The organism is Pseudobacteriovorax antillogorgiicola (genome assembly GCF_900177345.1).
Classification (GTDB): Bacteria; Bdellovibrionota_B; Oligoflexia; order Oligoflexales; family Oligoflexaceae; genus Pseudobacteriovorax; species Pseudobacteriovorax antillogorgiicola.
This window is the reverse complement of sequence record NZ_FWZT01000003.1, coordinates 113,549-131,441: the sequence shown is the minus strand read 5'-3', so window position 1 is coordinate 131,441 and position 17,893 is coordinate 113,549. Positions and strand designations below refer to the sequence as shown.

15 protein-coding genes are annotated in these 17,893 nt (G+C 45.9%); 6 read left to right on the top strand and 9 right to left on the bottom strand.

Annotated elements, in window-relative coordinates; translation table 11 throughout:
- Positions 1-9: 9 nt before the first annotated feature.
- The 3 genes from B9N89_RS05070 to B9N89_RS05060 all read right to left on the bottom strand — a co-directional run bounded on the left by B9N89_RS05070 (position 10) and on the right by B9N89_RS05060 (position 4,213).
- Positions 10-1,485, bottom strand: coding sequence for a sensor histidine kinase (locus tag B9N89_RS05070; RefSeq protein WP_132316185.1), 1,476 nt, complete (start codon positions 1,483-1,485; stop codon positions 10-12).
- Between the two features lie 111 nt (positions 1,486-1,596).
- Positions 1,597-2,637: a fatty acid desaturase family protein gene (locus tag B9N89_RS05065; RefSeq protein ID WP_159455153.1), complete on the bottom strand. Its 1,041-nt coding sequence runs from the start codon at positions 2,635-2,637 to the stop codon at positions 1,597-1,599.
- Positions 2,638-2,734: 97 nt separating this feature from the next.
- Positions 2,735-4,213, bottom strand: coding sequence for a GAF domain-containing sensor histidine kinase (locus B9N89_RS05060; protein WP_132316189.1), 1,479 nt, complete (start codon positions 4,211-4,213; stop codon positions 2,735-2,737).
- A gap of 206 nt (positions 4,214-4,419) precedes the next feature.
- On the opposite strand from B9N89_RS05060, the gene B9N89_RS05055 reads away from it, so the two are divergent.
- Positions 4,420-4,686, top strand: a complete 267-nt coding sequence (locus tag B9N89_RS05055) for a hypothetical protein (protein WP_132316191.1) — start codon at positions 4,420-4,422, stop codon at positions 4,684-4,686.
- A 179-nt stretch (positions 4,687-4,865) separates the two neighbouring features.
- Positions 4,866-5,699: a hypothetical protein gene (locus tag B9N89_RS05050; protein ID WP_132316193.1), complete on the top strand. Its 834-nt coding sequence runs from the start codon at positions 4,866-4,868 to the stop codon at positions 5,697-5,699.
- Between the two features lie 31 nt (positions 5,700-5,730).
- Here the strand turns inward: B9N89_RS05050 and B9N89_RS05045 are convergent, their stop codons facing one another.
- Together B9N89_RS05045 and B9N89_RS05040 are read right to left on the bottom strand one after the other, a co-directional pair.
- On the bottom strand, positions 5,731-6,822 hold the full coding sequence (locus B9N89_RS05045; RefSeq protein WP_132316195.1) for a hypothetical protein: 1,092 nt from the start codon (positions 6,820-6,822) through the stop codon (positions 5,731-5,733).
- 224 nt (positions 6,823-7,046) lie between these two features.
- Positions 7,047-7,667 (bottom strand): PAS domain-containing protein, encoded by a 621-nt coding sequence (locus B9N89_RS05040; protein WP_200820668.1) that lies wholly within the window; start codon positions 7,665-7,667, stop codon positions 7,047-7,049.
- Between the two features lie 157 nt (positions 7,668-7,824).
- On the opposite strand from B9N89_RS05040, the gene B9N89_RS05035 reads away from it, so the two are divergent.
- Positions 7,825-9,228 carry an aromatic amino acid lyase gene (locus B9N89_RS05035; protein WP_132316197.1) on the top strand — a complete coding sequence of 468 codons (1,404 nt, stop codon included), beginning with the start codon at positions 7,825-7,827 and terminating at the stop codon, positions 9,226-9,228.
- Here the strand turns inward: B9N89_RS05035 and B9N89_RS05030 are convergent.
- Both B9N89_RS05030 and B9N89_RS05025 read right to left on the bottom strand, forming a co-directional pair.
- Positions 9,196-9,666 carry a hypothetical protein gene (locus B9N89_RS05030; RefSeq protein ID WP_132316199.1) on the bottom strand — a complete coding sequence of 157 codons (471 nt, stop codon included), beginning with the start codon at positions 9,664-9,666 and terminating at the stop codon, positions 9,196-9,198. The two genes, B9N89_RS05035 and B9N89_RS05030, sit on opposite strands and share 33 nt — an antisense overlap.
- Positions 9,667-9,730: 64 nt before the next feature.
- Positions 9,731-11,089 (bottom strand): AMP-binding protein, encoded by a 1,359-nt coding sequence (locus tag B9N89_RS05025; protein WP_132316201.1) that lies wholly within the window; start codon positions 11,087-11,089, stop codon positions 9,731-9,733.
- Between the two features lie 111 nt (positions 11,090-11,200).
- On the opposite strand from B9N89_RS05025, the gene B9N89_RS05020 reads away from it, so the two are divergent.
- From B9N89_RS05020 to B9N89_RS05010, 3 genes are all read left to right on the top strand, one after another.
- Positions 11,201-11,947, top strand: coding sequence for a response regulator (locus tag B9N89_RS05020; RefSeq protein ID WP_132316203.1), 747 nt, complete (start codon positions 11,201-11,203; stop codon positions 11,945-11,947).
- A 30-nt stretch (positions 11,948-11,977) separates the two neighbouring features.
- Entirely contained in the window at positions 11,978-14,029 is a 2,052-nt protein-coding gene (locus B9N89_RS05015; RefSeq protein WP_132316205.1) for a chemotaxis protein CheA, read from the top strand.
- A gap of 175 nt (positions 14,030-14,204) precedes the next feature.
- A complete protein-coding gene (locus B9N89_RS05010) occupies positions 14,205-14,813 on the top strand; it encodes a redoxin domain-containing protein (protein WP_132316207.1) in 609 nt (202 codons plus the stop codon).
- A gap of 17 nt (positions 14,814-14,830) precedes the next feature.
- On the opposite strand, the gene B9N89_RS05005 is transcribed toward B9N89_RS05010, so the two are convergent.
- Complete coding sequence (locus tag B9N89_RS05005) at positions 14,831-16,879, bottom strand: TonB-dependent receptor plug domain-containing protein (RefSeq protein WP_132316209.1); 2,049 nt, start codon at positions 16,877-16,879, stop codon at positions 14,831-14,833.
- 158 nt (positions 16,880-17,037) lie between these two features.
- Positions 17,038-17,886: a DUF4382 domain-containing protein gene (locus tag B9N89_RS05000; RefSeq protein ID WP_132316211.1), complete on the bottom strand. Its 849-nt coding sequence runs from the start codon at positions 17,884-17,886 to the stop codon at positions 17,038-17,040.
- Positions 17,887-17,893 lie beyond the last annotated feature (7 nt).

Below are 17,893 nucleotides of genomic sequence, written 5' to 3'. Positions count from 1 at the left end.
TGGGAGTGACTATGGATTTGGTGAACCAAGTTTGTTTTGAAAAACGACATCAATCTCAGTGTTTTTGTTATTGTTGTTGATCTTAAGCTCACCACCGTGCAGATCGATGATTTTTCGGCAGAGTCCAAGGCCAATACCGGTTCCGCCTTTGTCTCGCTTGGTTGTGAAGAATGAGTCGAACATGTGCTCTTGCACCTCTTTGGGTATGCCGTGACCTGAGTCGATGACGCGGATGAATGTGTATTTTCCGATGTCGATGGCCTCAATTTGTATCCATTTCTCTCCAAGGTTTTCGATGGCCTCAATGGAGTTTTTTAAGAGGTTGGTCATAACTTGCATGAGCAGGTTGCGATTGCCGACGATATGAAAACTGGACCTTACATCGTTTTCAATGGTAACGTTTGCTTTTTCTCGGATCGGGTCAACTAAGGCGACCGATTCATTGATGATGTCTTTAAGGTCAACGGTAGTAAGCTCCAGCTCATCCACCAAGATACTTCTCATATCGTTGAAAATACTTTTAATACGTTCGACATTTTCATCGATTTTTTCTGCAATATTATTAATCAATTTGCTAGGATCTTCCTGGGTGGATGCTTGACGGAGGAGGTATTCCGTCGATTGGATCACGGCGAGCGGGTTCATGACATCATGCATAATCTGCGCTGACGCCTCGCCGATGGCAAGCAACCTTGAGTTCTTTAGGTTGATCTCTTCCTGTTCTTTTTCTTGCGTGATGTCATGGCGGATGGAAAGGTATTTTCGGATCTGCCCCTTGCTATTTTTAACAGGGTGAATGAGTGTATCAACCCAATAATATGTACCATCCTTTGCCTTATTCTTAATTTTTCCTCGCCAATCCCGACCCGAGCCTATGGTCTTCCATAGGTTTTTAAAAAACTCACGAGAATGAAAGCCAGAGTTAAGGATATTGTGATTCTGACCAATGAGTTCATCTTCATCAAACTTGGAGATTTCGCAAAATTTTTGATTTACATGGGTAATGATGCCTCTGGTATTGGTTTCCGCGACGATTGCGGTTTTATCAAGAAGGCTAGAAAACTCATGAGCCTTTTTGGTGGCGTTCTCCACTCGCTTTTCAAGTTTGACGAGAAGCGTAATGTCTTGAATGATCCCTTCGATACAGTAGGAGCCGTTGGGTTTTAAGACCCTTCGGCCCATGGTTCTCACGACTTTTTCGGTTCCTTTGCTATCGACGATGGCTAATTGCAGATCGTAGTCTTTGCCCGACTCAATGCACTCTTGGATCGATTGGCGAATCACGTCCCGATCAGATTCACGATAGTATGCCATAGCTTGCTCAACATCGATCTCGGAGTCTCGTGGAATATTGTGGATGTCATAAGTCTGAGGCGACCAGGCCAGAATTTGCTGGGTTGGGCAGTACTCCCAGCTACCGACTTTAAGTAAATCAAAGGCCCAGTCTTCATTCGGGTAATTAGATATTTTCAGTGCAGTTGTCATAAACCCTCAACACGACTTTGAATTCACAATCTTTGGCTCAGACTTTCTCCTATCGTATCGGATAACACCCGACCTTAATTAACCAGACAACATTTTCCGGGGCAAAGCCCACTACCGCAGAGTGGGCCTTAAACTGGCGATAGGAATATCCTGATAGTGCCCTTCAGGATCACATAGTACTTCAGGATCGCGGTAGATCCTTGGAGTTGAGTAGAGCAAGCGCAGGGCCTGGCCATGGGATGGAGCAGTATAGTCTTCGGGGTAATTCTTCTGTAGCCAACGACGAATTTTAGGAAACTGACTCCAGTTTACGCTAGGGAAAAGATGGTGTTCGATGTGGTGGCTGAAGTTGAAGTGAATGATATCGAAAAAGCGCGAGGTGTTAATGCCCATAGAATTCTTTAGTGGGTGTGGGTCTTGAGGCATCAAGAAGTGATTGGTGGCAATGTAGGACATGATTGTGAAGTTGCCTAGAACCATTGGAATGAGGATTACAAAAATACTCTTGTAAGCGCCAGCAGAGAGACCAAGAGCCACCCAAAAGGCTAGCATGAGGCTGGTATCGACAAAGGCTCGCTTTCGATTCGTACCCTTGAAATCATGGAGAAATTTACTCTGAATCCAAAGAACCACCTGACCGTGAAATGTAAACCAATAAAATAGGAAGAGGTAACTTAACCAGGATCGCCCTCCAGGTGCAAGCTGGGTCACAAAACGGGTAGAGCGGACTCGTTCGTAGCGATCGATGGTACCAAAGCTGTCTGGATCTCTGTTACCCTGATTGGTATGGCCGTGATGATTCTTGTTATGCCAAACTCTCCAGAGATGGGGTGACACAAGAAACAGTGTAAATCCCAAGTAACCCATAATTTCCTGACCAATGGCATTGCGAACAATGCTGCCATGCATGGCCTCATGAGCCAAGAATACGGCTGCCCCATAAAACATCGCGAGCAGAACCGAAAGCGCGAGATTGAGCTGCCATACAAAGTCATTTTGGATAACGACAGCGGTTATTGTGGCAATTCCTCCAACTATTGGCAGATACAGCAAGGCTTGCCAAGGGTGTGATCGTAAGGTTCGTTGACCAAGTTCATTGATGATCGCTCGTTTGATTTGTTTTGCTGGGGGAAGGGCCGCTGAATGTGTCATCTTTCTACCTCTACAATGTTTGACTACGAACATCTTAAGCAAAAAAGAGGCCAAATGACTTTAAAGGCAAATCTGGTTCAAATGGATTTCCAACAGGTCACCCACTTCCTGCTTGACCCTCCATAACGTTTAGGCCATGGACCTTGGGGAGAATGAGGGATGCAATGGCACCTTGATCTCTGCCAATATTTTTTAGGGTCACTTTACCACCAATTTGACTTATATAGGTTGATACATCATGAAGACCGACTCCGGTGCCATGGTCCTTTGTGGTGAAGCCAAAATTGAAAATCTTGTCAATGTTCTCATCCGCGATACCAAGGCCAGAGTCGACAATGTTAATGTAGGTCCATTGGCTATCTTCGGATAATTGGATCAGGATCGTTTTCGACGATTTTTTTGCTTCATGAATTGCATCGATAGAATTGTTGAGCAATGTTAGCAACGCGTGAAAAAATTTGTGTTCCTCGCCAACTACAAAAATATGGTCTGGCAGCTCAGTCGACACTTGGATACCAGCTTGATCCAGTCGAGGTTTGAGAGAGTTCAAGGCGTCATCAACAATCGAAGCCAGGTTTATTTGATGAGTGCTAGGTTCTTGCTGGTTGGAGTATCTTGATTGATAGACCAAAGATTTCTTGACCAAGTCGATTGAGTTGCTCATACGAGATCGATGGAGACTCATCCGATTGACCACATCACTTTGTATCTTAGCAATCTTGCGAATTCCTGCTTGAACTTCGTCTTGGCGACCTTGCTTCATCAGTTGCACGAAGTTTTCTTCAAGGCTTTCCAGTGCTTGTCCAATCCGCTGAAAGTCCAACTGAATAGCTTCCGACATTTCATTCTCGATGGTGATAGAATTGATCGAATTCCCGATGGTGTGAAGGGTAAGGTTCGACATCTCAGCCATACCGCTAATGCGAGCGGCTTGGGTTTCTCGTTTCTTACTCAGTTGCAGCTCTTCTGAAATGACTTGCAGCTCGCTATTCACAGATTCAAGTCGCTTTTTTTCCATTTTCAGCTTTTGAGTTTGCTCATCGACTTTTAGGGCTAATTGTTCATTGATATTCCGTAAGGTCGTTTCACTGAGTTCCCGCTCGTATTCAACTGCGACCCGGCCAGCTAGGAATTCAGTAAATACCGATAAAACGCTTGGATCACTCATAGGCTTTATATCAAGCAATACAACAAGGCCCATAATCTGCCCTGCCCAATCAATCATAGGCGCTCCCGCATAGGATTTGACAGACATCTTTTCGAGGAGAATATCATCAGGGAAAAGCTCAGCGGCCTTCTTGGGATGAATGCATACCCTTTGACCTGTGAGGACTTGCTTACAAGGAGTGCCATCGAGGTGGTATTCGATATTGTCTTGCAGTTCACCCCCGCTAATACAAATATCCGTTTTGATGATATCTGGCGAATCATGTTTGGGGCGACCGATCAGAACGTACTTGATATCGAGTTCTTTTGAAACCTTTTGGGCCACTCGTTTGATGTACGCTATTCCAAAAGATTCCTGGCTATGGTTAAAGATCCGATCCATGGTTTCAAAGAGCTTGTTGACGTCCATAAAACACCTTAGGAGAGGATGATAAGCTTATTTTCGGGAGGTTTAAAATGGCCAAATTAGGTTCCCATCATAGCATAAATTGCCCAAATTCCTAGTCCTGCTTACGACGTTCTCAGCGGTACCAACTTCACCGCTAAAAATTGCTAAACCATGGCTTTCTTTGTTCCGAACTTTCTCGTGGTGAACAACATGAAAGAGGTAAATCTATGCAAAATAAAGAAATGGGTCGAGCCGTTCAAAAAATGATCAATCTTATGGGGCGACACCGAGATCCAGAAAGTAAAGCTCTCAAAAAGAATCTCTTGCTTCTAAAGCAAAACTTACATCATGGGAAGCACCGCGGCCTCAGTGAGCAGACAAAAGAAGCTATCAACCAGTACGACAAGTTAAAGCCCAATCAACGAAGCCGCCAGCTCAAGGACAAGTTCATTCATATCTATCATCAAATTCAGGAGCTAGAACGTCTGTCTTAAGAGGCCAAAAAGTCGTTATTGGCCAGGGAGAGCGCGTTTTCTGGACGCCATGCGAGTCTCAAAGAGCACAGGTGAAGCGGATCAATGGCCTGGCTTTGCTTGTAAGTGTCTGAAAATACGTTATCATCTCCGGCCTCCTTTTTGCTCTTAGCCTACTGAGAGAAAAAAGGAGCTTTTAGATGATGACAAACGTTTTGAAACCAATGGCTGCCCTGATGAGTTTATGTGTCGCGAGCACGAGCCTCGCTGGATCTATAGGCGCAGTTAAAAAGGATCTAGATAAGACAGAAAAGAGATCCCAATCCCAGCCCAAAAAGCAAACTACTGTGGTTGTGGAAAGCCACCACCATGATCATGGTCACCACCATGACCACGATGATGATAGTGCGTCGGCGACTCTTTTTTTCTATGGAGTCGCCGCTGTCGGATATGGAGCCTATATGCTATTTATAGGGCCTGAAGACGCCTATGACACTGCCTTGGCTCCCTATCCCTATAGTGAGGCTCATGGTCGCTACCAACTAGGCAGTGATTCGGGGGTTGGTATCCAATCGCAAGTAAGTTTGGGAGTGGTGGAAAGTCATGGCGGAGAGTCAAGCCTTGGGTTCCAAGGGGAAATCCGTCCTAGTAAGCGGCTGAGCCTAGGCTTGCAACATCATGTGATCAAGGATCAGAGTGGCGAGTCACTTAACAGCTCCCGTTTGATGCTTAGCTCAAATCGGGTTCGACTCCCACAGATCGAGTTTCAATGGCATTTAGGGGCTCATATCGTTGATGGTCACGTCGGTCTCGCCTATGGAGCTGGTCTGAGCCTTTTCCCAGGTCAGCAGCTCGGCATTGAAGTCGACTTCATTCGTAGCAACATCAATGATTATTACAACATCAATGAGCTTGATGCCAAGCTTGTCTATCACATTCAGCAGTTCGGGGTTTTTGCTGGATATCGAGTTCAAGACTACAATGGAATCGATCTATCTGGTTATACTGTGGGCGTGACGGCATACATATATTGAGGGTTGTTAAAGGCCACCTCATGTGGCCTAGTTATGGAATTAGTCTTCGGCTAATTTCCTTGACTGAAATCGAATCAAACAATGTTCCTGATAAAGGGTCCCTACCAATTTCCATCACAGAAAATGTGGTTTGATCGGTCTGAGCCACAAAATCTAACTCGACAGACTGCCACGAACGGGGGGTAACTTGGTTCACGTTGGAATCAAATAAAGCCTCGTCGTTTACCTCGATGCGAAAGTCGATTGCATTAGAGTTGCGCATCAAGTAGCGAAAGCTGAGCCTATAACTGCTTCCAGCTGTTGTTGCGATCGATTGTGTTAGCTTGAGGTTTGAGCCACCAGCAGGTGGGGTTGTGCCCACAGCACAAGATCCTGCTAAATCTAGCCACTGCTGGCCGATATTGTTTCTTTGGACTTCAACTCGGACTGGGTTATTGCATGTCGAGTTATTCCACTCAGCCTGCCAGCCGATGACAACGGAAGGGTCGTAGTGGCTCCAGCCAGTCGATCCATCAGTAAATTGAGGGTTAATCACCTGTGGCTCTGAGAAGCTACCGTTCATCAGTAGCTCTGGACCAAGGCGCAGAGCCTCATCAGCATTTGCAGCTTCGAGTTCGCTGATAGCCTGCTGCGGCGGTGTATAGTCACCCATGTCGATTTCTGTTTCAAACTCCTGGTTATTACCAAGCTTAGCTAGCATTAGCCAGGGTCGGCTAAAGGTTGTCATTGCTAAGATCCAAATGCTCCCCTGGTCTTCGATTCGTTCGAGCTGCTCAACCATAACAAGGTCACCATTGGGATTATAGGTGGAAAAATCAATATTAATCCCTTCGGGAAGGCTCATGGCCTGGCCATCGTCTTCCGCGATTTGGCAGGCGACCACGGCAATTGTAGATTCATTCAGATACTTTTGGTACGCCTCATCAGGAGAAACACCACAGCTGAGAAAGGCGCCTCCAACACTTATAGGTTCGTTGATGGCAGTCGCTTCAGGAGTGCTATCATCATCGTTTGTAGCGGGACGTGAAGACTCATTTAGTTCCCCTATGAGATGAGCCTTAACTCCGCAGGATGTTAAGGTGATGCTAATCAGCAAGCACCCTAGCATGCTTCTCGTGAGCATAAATTACCTCGTTGCATACTGGTCGTCTAATAACCTATCGGAGGCCCTGTCGAAAGAGGTGAGATGTGTTGATAAGATCAATAAAAACAATATTATAGAGCGAGTAATTTTTGCGAATTTGACAGTAAAAACGTAGCACATAGTCTAACAAAGTTTAATGACTCTCCGTAATAGTTCGGTCGGACTGACAAGGGGGTGGGGGGAAGGCCTTGAGTGGCCTTCTTCTAACGCTTCTTAACAAACACAAAGTTACGATTGCTAGCTGGCTCCCGGTACATGGCAATGGCGACCGCAGTCGGTCTCATTTTATAGGTGAAGGTGTAGTTGAATGCCACTTCTAGGCTGTTTGCTTGAACACCATTTTTAAAACGTCCCAAGAAAAGTTTGTTATTGGTGCAGGGAGCGACATCGGTGAAAAAGTTCTTGCCGATAGTTGTGCCAGGTTGTATTCCAGCAAGTTGGCATTCGTATTGATTGTAGATCTTGATAACGCCCTGATCATCGACTTCAACAAGACCAAAGTCGAGGCCATCGGCTGTGGCTTGATCCATCTGTGGAAGACTGCTCATCACGTTGCCTGGTACGAAGGAAAAGTCTTCAACAGTTCCACTTGCCTTTGCTTGAGCGAGCTTCTCCTTGGCACTGACAGCCCACTCTAAAACCGATCGCATGGACTGATTTGGAAAGTGCTCTGCTGCGAATGCCTGGTCTGAGTAAAAATCATTGAGCTGTTCTTCTAGGCTAGCGACTAGGTCATCAGCATCACCGGCTGGAGCAGGGGCAGTATTGCCTTGCGGCGCCTCGTTGGAAACAACCTGCTGTAGTTTCGAAAGGGTTGAACTCATATTAAATATCCTTCGTTGATTTCGTTATTAGTGATGAACCCTTCGGATCGAAACAACAAAGTTTGATAGGTAGAATCACCCTTTACGAATGCGACCCTTAAGAAGTGTGCTATAATTAGTTCCAAGGAACTCCAGTTTACTGAGGAAAAATAGAATCATGAGTGCTTATCTCGACATTGATGATCTTGGCCAAGCTGATGTTTGTATTGAATCTATCAGCCATTTTTCACGTGATCTCCCGTGCAATATAAGCAAGGAACGCTTATCTCATTGTTTGGCAAGTTACGAGACATTAGTCAGGATTGCAGGTCAGACTGATAAACCCTGTTATGGCTTGCACACGAGTTATGGCCACAATGTGAAAGATGCGAGGAACGCGGGAGAGTTTGAGTTCTGGCAACGTGATCTTCTTCATTACCTGCAAGTTGGTGTTGGTTCGCCTTTACCGGTTCCCGTTGTTCGACTTGGTCTTAGGCTTCAAGCTTTTAAAGCATCTCGTGGAGTATCCGGCATTCACCCTGAAACTATTAGTGATTTGCTTGCATTAAGCAATGAGGAGAGCCTTCCCCTGGTGCCACGATACGGCAGCCTGGGTGCGAGTGGTGATCTCATTCCGATGGCTCACGCTTTGGTACCGCTATTTTCCCATGAAATTCGCGGGCCTAGAGATGTTATTGGCCTAGTCAATACAAATGCTATGATGGCGTCTTGGTTGGTGCTCCAGCTACAAATTGTCGAGCAGCTCTGGTTTCGTGCTGCCGAGATTACAGCCATCAATGCTCTCGTCCTAGACAGCCCCGAGGAACACTTTCAAGGCCTTGGGTTCGAAATTAACTCTCACCTAAAGGGGAATTGCTTTGCCGCTTCTCAGCTCGCCCAGGCACTTCAGAATTGGCGAGAAACGCTACTGATTGAGTCCAAGCAAACAAAGGTTCAAAGCAAGTATTCCATCCGATGTAGCCCTCAAATTCTTGGTAATTGCTACGATCTTTTGGAATTTGCAAAGTGTAAAGCGGTTTCGGAAGCACTAGCGGTAGCGGACAACCCGATCATACCCCATGATGGTGATAGCCCTTGGCATGGAGGCCTATTCTATGCATCAGGTTTGGCAACAGGCTCTGACTTAGCTATCGATATTGTTGCCAAGCTCTGTGAGCTTTTAGATCGTCAGGTCCTTTTAATGATGGATGGCAACGAAACAGGCCTCGCCGATAATCTTTGGAATGGTCACGACCATCTAAAGGGCTTGCACCAACTTCTATCAAGTCTTTATCAAAAAGTTAGAACCCAAACTCCAAGGTCGATTCAAGCGAGTTTTTCTAGCGAAAGTCACAATCAGGATTTAGTCCCGGCGGGTATGACCATGCTTGTTCACCTTGATGAACTGATGGCTCTTGCGCGAGATGTCTTCCGTGGGGCTAGCTTTATAGCTCTGCGCGGAGGGGTTCAGAAGTCGGGTCGAGCAGTGCCTCCTGCATTGAGTTTAATCCAATGGCAGAATTGGAACCTCCCTGAGAAGGGTGACCTGTTAAGCCGCTTCCACCATCTCACGGATTCGTGAATTCAATATGGTGGTAATTTCCTGAGTTGCCTGGTCGTTAAGATAGGGCTCAACCTGAGCGAGGAGAGCTGTAATGATTGAGGCCTTAAACATATCAATTTGATCCGGATCTTCACCCGTCGCCATGATTTTATAGTTTAATTGACAGTTCATTAGAGTCCATTCGCATTTCAGTAACATATAGTTGATCGCAATCATGTACTGTATTTCATCAGTGTCATCCACATTCTCTACAGAATTGGTGATCTTATCAATACCTTCCGCGGCAAACTCCATCAGATCGCGATGAAGCTCTTTGGGAACTTCGGTCATCAGTTCGGCATAAGTCGTCTTGAAGTCGTTTGAATCAAAGAGGGTACGCACCTTGTCAGCCGTAATCTTCGGGCCTTCGAGCTTTTGAAAGTTACGAATGCTTTTCTTGAGATCTGAAACATCCATCGGGAATCCTCTTTACCATGATTTCTATCAATGAGCTGCCGTTCGGATTGCCGGGAGCCAAGCTTTAGAACTCCTTCATAACCCAAGCTTGTAGAGCGTCGCGAATGGACTTTGCTTTTTTAAGCTGTGACTCCACGAAAAGCTCATCTAGGCTTTGGTGGATATGAATGCTCACCTGGCTGCTGAGCGATTGCTCCAGATGTTTGCGGAGCATATTTACCTTCATGATATCATTAGGATCTTTTTTAAGGACAGATGCTTGAAAACACCCATTGGATTTACGAAATATTGCACACTCTCTGAGCTTGAACCTAGTTATGATTCTTTCTTCCAGGCTGGCTAAAGTTATCCACTTCCCATGGCTATTCTTGATCAAGTTGCCTTTGCGACCAACTACTTTCAGTTTGCCATTAGTCAGCCATTTTCCAAGGTCTCCAGTGGCAAGATATCCTTCTTTAAATCGTTGTTGACTGGGGTCCATAGTTCCAAGAGATGGGCTGCATACTAAGATCTCGCCAATGTCCCCCCTATCAGTGGAATCAACGCGAACTTTGCAGCCTACGGGCTCCCCCAGCATCGTCACTCCTGGGCCTAATTCAGTTAGGCCGTAACCTTCAATGATGCGAACGCCCAGCTCACTGGCCTTTGCTAGCAAGGACTCACGAAGGGGCGCTCCTCCCGTGTGAATAGTGATATCAAAACGTTGCTGCTGAGCCTCTAAAGAATGCAAAAAAATTTCAAGTTGCCTGGGAACCATAGCTGAAACAAATTCTTGGCCGATGCTCATGAACTGATATAGATTTCGAATTCCAAGGCTTTTATGAGCAAGAAGGAATAGCGACTGACCGATCCATAGCCCAAGTAACTGATCAAGAATCAATCCGAATGCATGGGTGTTTGGCAGCAAAGATAGCCTCAGGGCACCCCGTTGTTCGCTGAAGAATCCCTCGTGACTCTGAAGCTGATGAAGAATGCCGTGATCGTTGTAACCAACCCACTTCTTGGTACCACTGGTACCACTAGTTTGAAGCCAGATTCTTTCAATACTGGCGGAGTCTAAGGATACTTCTGAGTGCGTTGTCCCTTGGAGCTGACCGTTAGAATTTATCCAGATCTGCCGCTTTGAAAGACGGTGAAGACTGGCTAGCCCCTCAGGATCAAGATTTTCGGTGAAAGCAAGAGCGAAGCCGCCATTGAGGGCTGCAAAAAAGTCAATAATTCTCTCATGGCTACTTCCTGTGCAGGCAATGAGAGCTCCAGCAGGAACACCTTGACTTCGCCAGTCGTGTCTTCGCCTCAGGCTTACATTCCACAAGGCACTCGCACTGAGCACATTCTCTTCGCCACCTGCAATCCATTGGATTGTCGGTTCTGATCGCTCTTTCAGTCGTGATCGAAAGTTTTCTATGAATTGTCGATTCATAGTTGGTCCTCAACCGTTTAGCTGGTATGTCCACGTAAGGTCTTGACCATCATACCACAAAGTAACTTAAACAAGATCCAAAGTGACCACTGAACAAGTCTGGAGGTTCTTATGATTTTACTGGTGGACGACGAAGCTGGTATCAGGCAAATCCTGAACCTATTAGTTTCGGAGATAGAGGAACAGGCTATTGAAGCAGACAACGGGAAGGCTGCGCTGGCGAGCCTCCAAGCTCACCTCGATAAAGTGGAGCTTGTTATATCTGATATTAAGATGCCGCATATGGGTGGTGTTGAATTTCTCCAGGCAGCACGGCGTCTAGGCTATCAGAAACCCTTCGTATTTCTCACAGCGTTCGCAGAGAAGGAACACACCATTGAAGCGATTCGTCAAGGAGCCTATGATTTTTTAGAAAAGCCATTTCAAACTGAAGATGTTGTTTCGAAGATGAAGCAGGCTCTAAAGTTCTCGCGGAATCTTACAGAAACTGTGAAGGTGCTGGAAGGTGATTTTTCTGATACCCACGTAGCTCTCACCAATATTGCTGCTAGGCTAGCCGGAATGAATAGCACTGAAGATCAGGGTGAATCAGAATTTCTATATAAGCTTGTCAATGTCCTCACGTTTCTGAAAGGTCAAACGGAGCTAGTCCTCTTGCATCTAGAGTCAAATCAAAGCCTGGATCGCGACAAATTGTTGAGCCTTCAAAAGCGCTTAGCCGTTGGCTTGAATTCAGCGATGGAAATCACGTTCGATGAGCAGCTTCGCGTTTTAGGTGACCCCCTTACTGATGCCGATGAAGACGATGATAGTGATGGCAATCACGGCAAGAAATTAGCGGGTTTCGGCATTTTTTAGATCCTTTTGGGTGGGGAGTTTAGGCTGATAATGATAAAGGACTTGCAAGAACTAGAGTTACATCGTGAGTTTTTAGGTGAGCAGTATGAGGAGATGCTTCAGAACTTTCAGTCAGAAGTCTACGACTTAATTAAAGACCTCCAAATGATGTTCTTTGAAAAGGACCATTATCCATCGACAGAGGATCTCAATCTGGCTATGAGAATCCTACACACCTTAAAAGGGACAACAGCTCAATTCAAGCTCAAGAAGACATCAAAGTTCATTCATTCCATCGAAGACATCTTCTGTGCCATTCGTGATCAAAAGCAGGAATTTAACTCTGGAACCTATCAAACTCTTGTCCCATTTTTGAACTGTCTTCGAACACTGGTTGAAGTGATGGGTCCCGATATTTTAAAAGCTGAAGCCTTTCAATCCCAACTCCGGGCTTTGGCCTTCTATCATCAAGCTTTTCTGAGGCTTTATGATAAAGAGCATCAGGCCTACTCTCCGAAAGGAAAGCCCAAAAATCGGACCAACTATCGCGGTTTATTGGATTTCGTTGAGAAGGCGGACTTAAGTTCGAATAAAAGAGATCAAGGCAATCGCAAGCAGCACACCTATGGCATCCGAGAACAGGATTTGGATAGCTTGACTAGCAACCTTTGTCAGGCTCTTTTTACCCTAACTGATAGGCGGTCGGGCCACCGGCACCAGGTTTTGCAGCTCCTTGAACAATCCATTGTCACTCTCCAATCCAGCCGGCAGGTTAGCCTAGCGCCGCTTGCGACCAAATCAGAAAGCCTTCTCGTTGATCTAGCCAACCGATTGCGGAAGAAGGTGTGTACCAAAGTATCTGGTATGAGCGAAGTTAACATTGATATCACTTGGTTTCAAATCCTCTCGGATTGCATGACTCACCTCTGTCGCAATGCCATTGATCACGGTATCGAAATGCCAGAAGATCGGCTTGAGAAGGGCAAACCAGAAACAGGTGCGGTTCGTATCGCAGTTGAGCAACGAAGTGGCAGGATCGTGGTCACTTTTGAAGAAGACGGTAAGGGTTTGCATGGCAATCAGATTGCAGCTCGGGCGGTTGAGAAAGGGGTCATCAGCCAAACCGAATTAGAACAGCTGAATTTTTATGAGCGACAGGCTTTAATTTTTCATCCAGGATTTTCATCGAATGACACCGTCACAGATCTTTCCGGGCGCGGAGTCGGTATGGATGTGGTGCGATCGCAGGTGGAAAACGCCGGTGGTAGCGTGTACTTTGACTCAGAAGTCGACCAATATACTCGATTTGAGATCAATATCCCCATTGCCTTCTTTGAAGAGGAAGCGGTATTATTCCGCTATGGTCAGCAAGTCTATAGCCTGTCGAAGGCGTGTATCGTCGATTGCTACTACCCCGATCGCAGTCGCGTTGATATGGGCGCTTTAGAAACGGATAACGGTGATATCTATACCTTACTTCATTTGAAAGACATCGATCATTCCACAGCGATGTTTGAGAAACAGTGCTATCTCGCGTTGGACCTCGGTGGAACCCCTGTTGCAATCGGAGTTGATGAGCTGCTGGGAACCTTTGATCTGTTTTTCTTCCCGATGGAGGAGTTACAAAGAAAGATACCTTACTTAGGATCAGTGGCATATTCGAAGGACTATGGTGCGGTTTTGGCAATTGATCGGTTTTACCTTCATCAAGGACTTAATAACTTTCTATTTGATGATGATGATATGCGTGGCAACCAGTCCGAGTTCGAAAGTCATCAAAAAGCAGGTGAAATGAGCCAGGTGCCAATTGCAAGATTGGAGGAGAGTTTTCAGGACCAAGATTACCTGAATCATATTCTGGCTGAGGCTCGAAAAGCCTGCCCAGAGCTTCCAGTTTCACAGCTCATTGTGCCTCTTTCGGAAACCATCGACGAGATGCTCGCCAAGCTAGCACATTTTGGTACTCAAACAGTGGATCTGGCGACTTGGAACTCATGGAAGTCCGGTCACTTAGAAGATTTGTCATCCGTTCACGCCAAGCTCTTCAATGTGATCGAGGACGACCTTATGAATCAGATTAGCTCCTCAAAGGCAGCTGCCTGAAGATCCCTGTAGTCGGTAGGTCACGGTTTGGGGCAATATTATCTTTCCGAGATCTTGAGTTCACTGTAACCTAAGAGCAAGACGTTCGTATTCGCATTGGTGAGTTTCTTTGTCATGAGTCTGGAAACTGGATGCTACGTCACTAAGGAATAAAAACATTTATGAGGTAATCGTTATGCAAGCACTCCGTCGCCTGTTCAGTATTGGGCTTCTTCTTGTCTCGGGTTCTTTACTCGCTCAGCCAGGTCTTTCCAAAGGAGATATGTTTCCCCATTTTGCGACCAAGGATATAAATGGCCAAGCTGTGGATACCAAGCAATTGGTGAAAGATGGGCCTTTGGTCGTTCTGTTCTATCGAGGTGGGTGGTGTCCCTACTGCAATCGTCAGCTTCAGGCTGTTAATCAAGAGGTTCTGCCAGTTTTAAAGAAAACCAAGGGAAAGATCGTCGCCATCAGCGTTGATAAGCCAGCCGAGGGAATTAAGACCAAGGGGAACTTAAAAGATGATTGGCACATAGTCAGTGATAACGGAGCTAAAATCGTTAAGACGATGAAACTGGAGTATAAGGTTCCAGAAGATCTTGTGAAAACTTACAAAGAAAAATACCAAATAGATCTCGAAGCGGCTTCGGGCAAGCGACATCATATTGTGCCCATACCAGCCGTTTATGTTGTTGGTAAAGATGGCAAGATCGTCTACGCCTATGCAAATCAAGACTACAAGGTACGGGCAGCAAATAAGGAAGTCAATCAGGCATTGACAGCACTAGCCAACGCTTCTTAGAGCCTATCTGCCCAGCTCTAATGCTCCCAGAGAAGGCGCAATAAAAGCGATCGCTTCCCAAACGGCAAGGGAGCTACGGGATATTCTGCCTTGTAGGGTTGGGCAATTGAGACATCTTGATTGCCCAAGTTTTGGATGCCAAGTGAGCCTTCAAAGCCCGTTATACCGATTAGGTTTTGATAGCGAAGATTGACATTGACAAGGCCTTGGGGGGCCAAAGTCTGTAGCTCTGGGTCGGCACGTTGCTCATCACCGCTGTCATCCACCCCTGTAACGGCCCCTTGCTCTGTGTAAGCGAATGTTTCGCCAAGATAGACCACAGAAGGATTGATTGACAAGTTTTTCGCAACAGGTAGGGAAAGAACCCAGTTTAACTTATGACGAGACTGCCCCAGCGATTCCTTAGGGTGGTCTGGTGCCAAGGAATCATCAGTATCATTTTCAGTCACTTCATAATATGCATAGGTGAAGATGCTTGATATCCGACTTTTGATATAGCGGAAGTCCAATTCAAAGCCTCGGGTGCCGATAGGGTCTTCGTTCCGGTAACTTCCAATGCCGCTATCACCAGGACTATAGCGGATCGGATCGGAAATAATATGATCAAAAAGGTTGACTGCAACCCAAGTGTGCTTGCCAAACTGATAGCCTAGCTCAAGTTCGTTGTTAAGAGTCGTTTCGGGATCGATTTCAAACTTGTTGGCGTCTTCGACTCGATTAGGAATAATGCCTCCCGGTACACGAAAGCTCTGAGCAGTCATAAACTTGATGTGCAGGTTGGACCAGACCTTGGTCAAACCAACTCTTGGAGCAAAAAAGCTCCCATGAATATCGGTCTTATCATATCGGGCTCCCAGTGTGATATTAGCAAGAGAATGGCTGTAAACCATCTGAGCAAAAACGGAATCATTTCGATAGCTGATTCGGTCTATGGCAGGGTCATTCCTAAGAACTTCTTCGTTGACTGCTAGGTTTAGGTTTTCAGCGCGGTAGATAGTATGAATAAATCCTTGGTAGCCTCCAAGTATACTCAATGGCCCTTTACGATAGGAAACGTTGAAACCAGCCATGGTTCGGTCAACTTTGTTTCGAAACCAGTAGGGCCCTTGGTCAATCCAATAAGGATACTGCAATTTGTAGTTGGCATAGGGGGTTATGCTAAGAGCTTCGGAAGCCTCAATACTATGTCCGATTTCAACTTGATAGGTATCCCAGCGTTCTCTGATGTGCTGCCACGGAGCTTCATTAGGTTCATCAAAGTAGTAGGCTGGAGCACGATAAAGGTCTATCAAACCCTTGGCGTAGGTTTCAGCATATTTGATATCCCAAGTTCCTTGCAAGCTGTTGATCTTGGCATCAGAAAGTGTGATTGGATCTCCATAGAAGCTGGTGGATGTTCCATCATTGAGAACTCCTTGGCTCACTGTGAGGTTAACGCTTCCCTTTAGGTCGCCTTCAACTCCAGCATAACCACTTGATACAACTCCATTGATAAAGGCCTCATGCCCTTGCTCGGCATCTACGATGCTATAGCTTCCAGGTCTTTGATCGTTACGAGTGATAAGGTGGATCACGCCCAGTGAGCTATAGCCTCCATAGATAGACGAACCAGGCCCTCTAATGATCTCGATCCTTTCAAGTGCATGGATAGGGAAGTGTTTGGCAAATTGCACAATACCAAACTTCTCCCCATTGATATCGAGACCATTGATCATGACGAGGAATTTGCCATCAATGGCATTTAACCCTCGTATACTCAACAGTTGTGCGCCTTCAATTTCAGTAACAATGCTAAAGCCAGGCACCATGCGCTGGATGACATCGATCACGTCTCTCGCTCCCATGGCTAGCATTTGCTCACGGGTAACCACCGATACGATCCCCGGCGTTTCACGTAAGTTGGTCTCACTCTTGGTTGCGATCGACACATCTAAATCCAACAGTTCAGCGAGGTTGAGAGAGGCGGGCATGTCCTGTTCCTGAGCTAGCAGAGAGCTACCTGTGAACCAAGAAAATAGCAGAAACCAACTAAGACAATGTTCGAGTCGAGGCTTAATAAGCTGCAACTGTAACCTCTTTCATCATATGCAAGCCAATGAGAATAGTAATTGTCTATTTATGGTAATTAATTGAAATTGATGAGGCAAACTAAATCATGTTTAGTCGTGAAGAGCTGAGCGCCTTGACTAGGACAAATGTTCCTAGCCAAGGATTTTGCTAATTGTTATTGGTTAATTGTCACGTTTGAGTCGGTTACTTCAAAGCTGCTGGAATCCGATGTGCTACCGTCAGAGTTGAAGTATCTTATCTTGTAGCTACCTGGTGCTACGAAGCCGATCTCGAACGTCCCTGATTTAACATTTGCGGAGCTAACCGACTGATCACAGCCAGTATCATCATCAGGCTCGATAGAGGCTTCATAAAGACAAGCAACAATGGCACTACTGCTCCCATTGATCTCAAAGCTTTCCTCCGTTGAAACAGCTCTTATCCTTGGGGAAAGCTTGATGGTATTGCCAGTCACCTTGAGCGACTTTCTAAGGTCGAAATCCAAGGTTAATGAGCTGCCCGATTCCGTTACTTCAAACTCGGTTGTAATTTTAATACCTGAGCTTGTCGCACTAGGGGCGGAGACTGCCACTTCGTTGCCCTCAAGGTCAAGGGCTCTAGGTGCGGATTCGGTGCTTAGGACGAGACGAACTTCAGAGTAGGTGCCGTAGGGGATGTCATCAGTCCCGGCGAACAGTATAGAGTCACTACCTTGATAGTCTAAAAGATTGATTTCATCGGTGACAGAAACTGGAATCGAGACATCATCTTCGTCTGTTGATTTTACGGTTATCGAAGCCACGGTAATATAGAATGCGGACAGATCATCCACAGCGGCATCCGTTAAGGCAAGTGTGAAAAGCTTGTCACTGATCTCATTGGGGTCTTCAGGAGTATTCACTGTGGTGCCGTCATCATCTGGGGTCTCCGAGTTTTGGACCTCGTCATCTTCTTCGGGGTTTCCGATATAGGTTCCACAAGCAGAAACTAGTGAGAAACATACTATAAGGTTTAAAAAAGCCATTAGTTCC

What these genes read in the sequence shown, in the direction of transcription:
- B9N89_RS05070 (WP_132316185.1), bottom strand. Translation starts at nt 1,485, where the DNA reads ATGACAACTGCACTGAAAATATCTAATTACCCGAATGAAGACTGGGCC.
- B9N89_RS05065 (WP_159455153.1), bottom strand. Translation starts at nt 2,637, where the DNA reads ATGACACATTCAGCGGCCCTTCCCCCAGCAAAACAAATCAAACGAGCG.
- B9N89_RS05060 (WP_132316189.1), bottom strand. Translation starts at nt 4,213, where the DNA reads ATGGACGTCAACAAGCTCTTTGAAACCATGGATCGGATCTTTAACCAT.
- B9N89_RS05055 (WP_132316191.1), top strand. Translation starts at nt 4,420, where the DNA reads ATGCAAAATAAAGAAATGGGTCGAGCCGTTCAAAAAATGATCAATCTT.
- B9N89_RS05050 (WP_132316193.1), top strand. Translation starts at nt 4,866, where the DNA reads ATGATGACAAACGTTTTGAAACCAATGGCTGCCCTGATGAGTTTATGT.
- B9N89_RS05045 (WP_132316195.1), bottom strand. Translation starts at nt 6,822, where the DNA reads ATGCTCACGAGAAGCATGCTAGGGTGCTTGCTGATTAGCATCACCTTA.
- B9N89_RS05040 (WP_200820668.1), bottom strand. Translation starts at nt 7,667, where the DNA reads ATGAGTTCAACCCTTTCGAAACTACAGCAGGTTGTTTCCAACGAGGCG.
- B9N89_RS05035 (WP_132316197.1), top strand. Translation starts at nt 7,825, where the DNA reads ATGAGTGCTTATCTCGACATTGATGATCTTGGCCAAGCTGATGTTTGT.
- B9N89_RS05030 (WP_132316199.1), bottom strand. Translation starts at nt 9,666, where the DNA reads ATGGATGTTTCAGATCTCAAGAAAAGCATTCGTAACTTTCAAAAGCTC.
- B9N89_RS05025 (WP_132316201.1), bottom strand. Translation starts at nt 11,089, where the DNA reads ATGAATCGACAATTCATAGAAAACTTTCGATCACGACTGAAAGAGCGA.
- B9N89_RS05020 (WP_132316203.1), top strand. Translation starts at nt 11,201, where the DNA reads ATGATTTTACTGGTGGACGACGAAGCTGGTATCAGGCAAATCCTGAAC.
- B9N89_RS05015 (WP_132316205.1), top strand. Translation starts at nt 11,978, where the DNA reads ATGATAAAGGACTTGCAAGAACTAGAGTTACATCGTGAGTTTTTAGGT.
- B9N89_RS05010 (WP_132316207.1), top strand. Translation starts at nt 14,205, where the DNA reads ATGCAAGCACTCCGTCGCCTGTTCAGTATTGGGCTTCTTCTTGTCTCG.
- B9N89_RS05000 (WP_132316211.1), bottom strand. Translation starts at nt 17,886, where the DNA reads ATGGCTTTTTTAAACCTTATAGTATGTTTCTCACTAGTTTCTGCTTGT.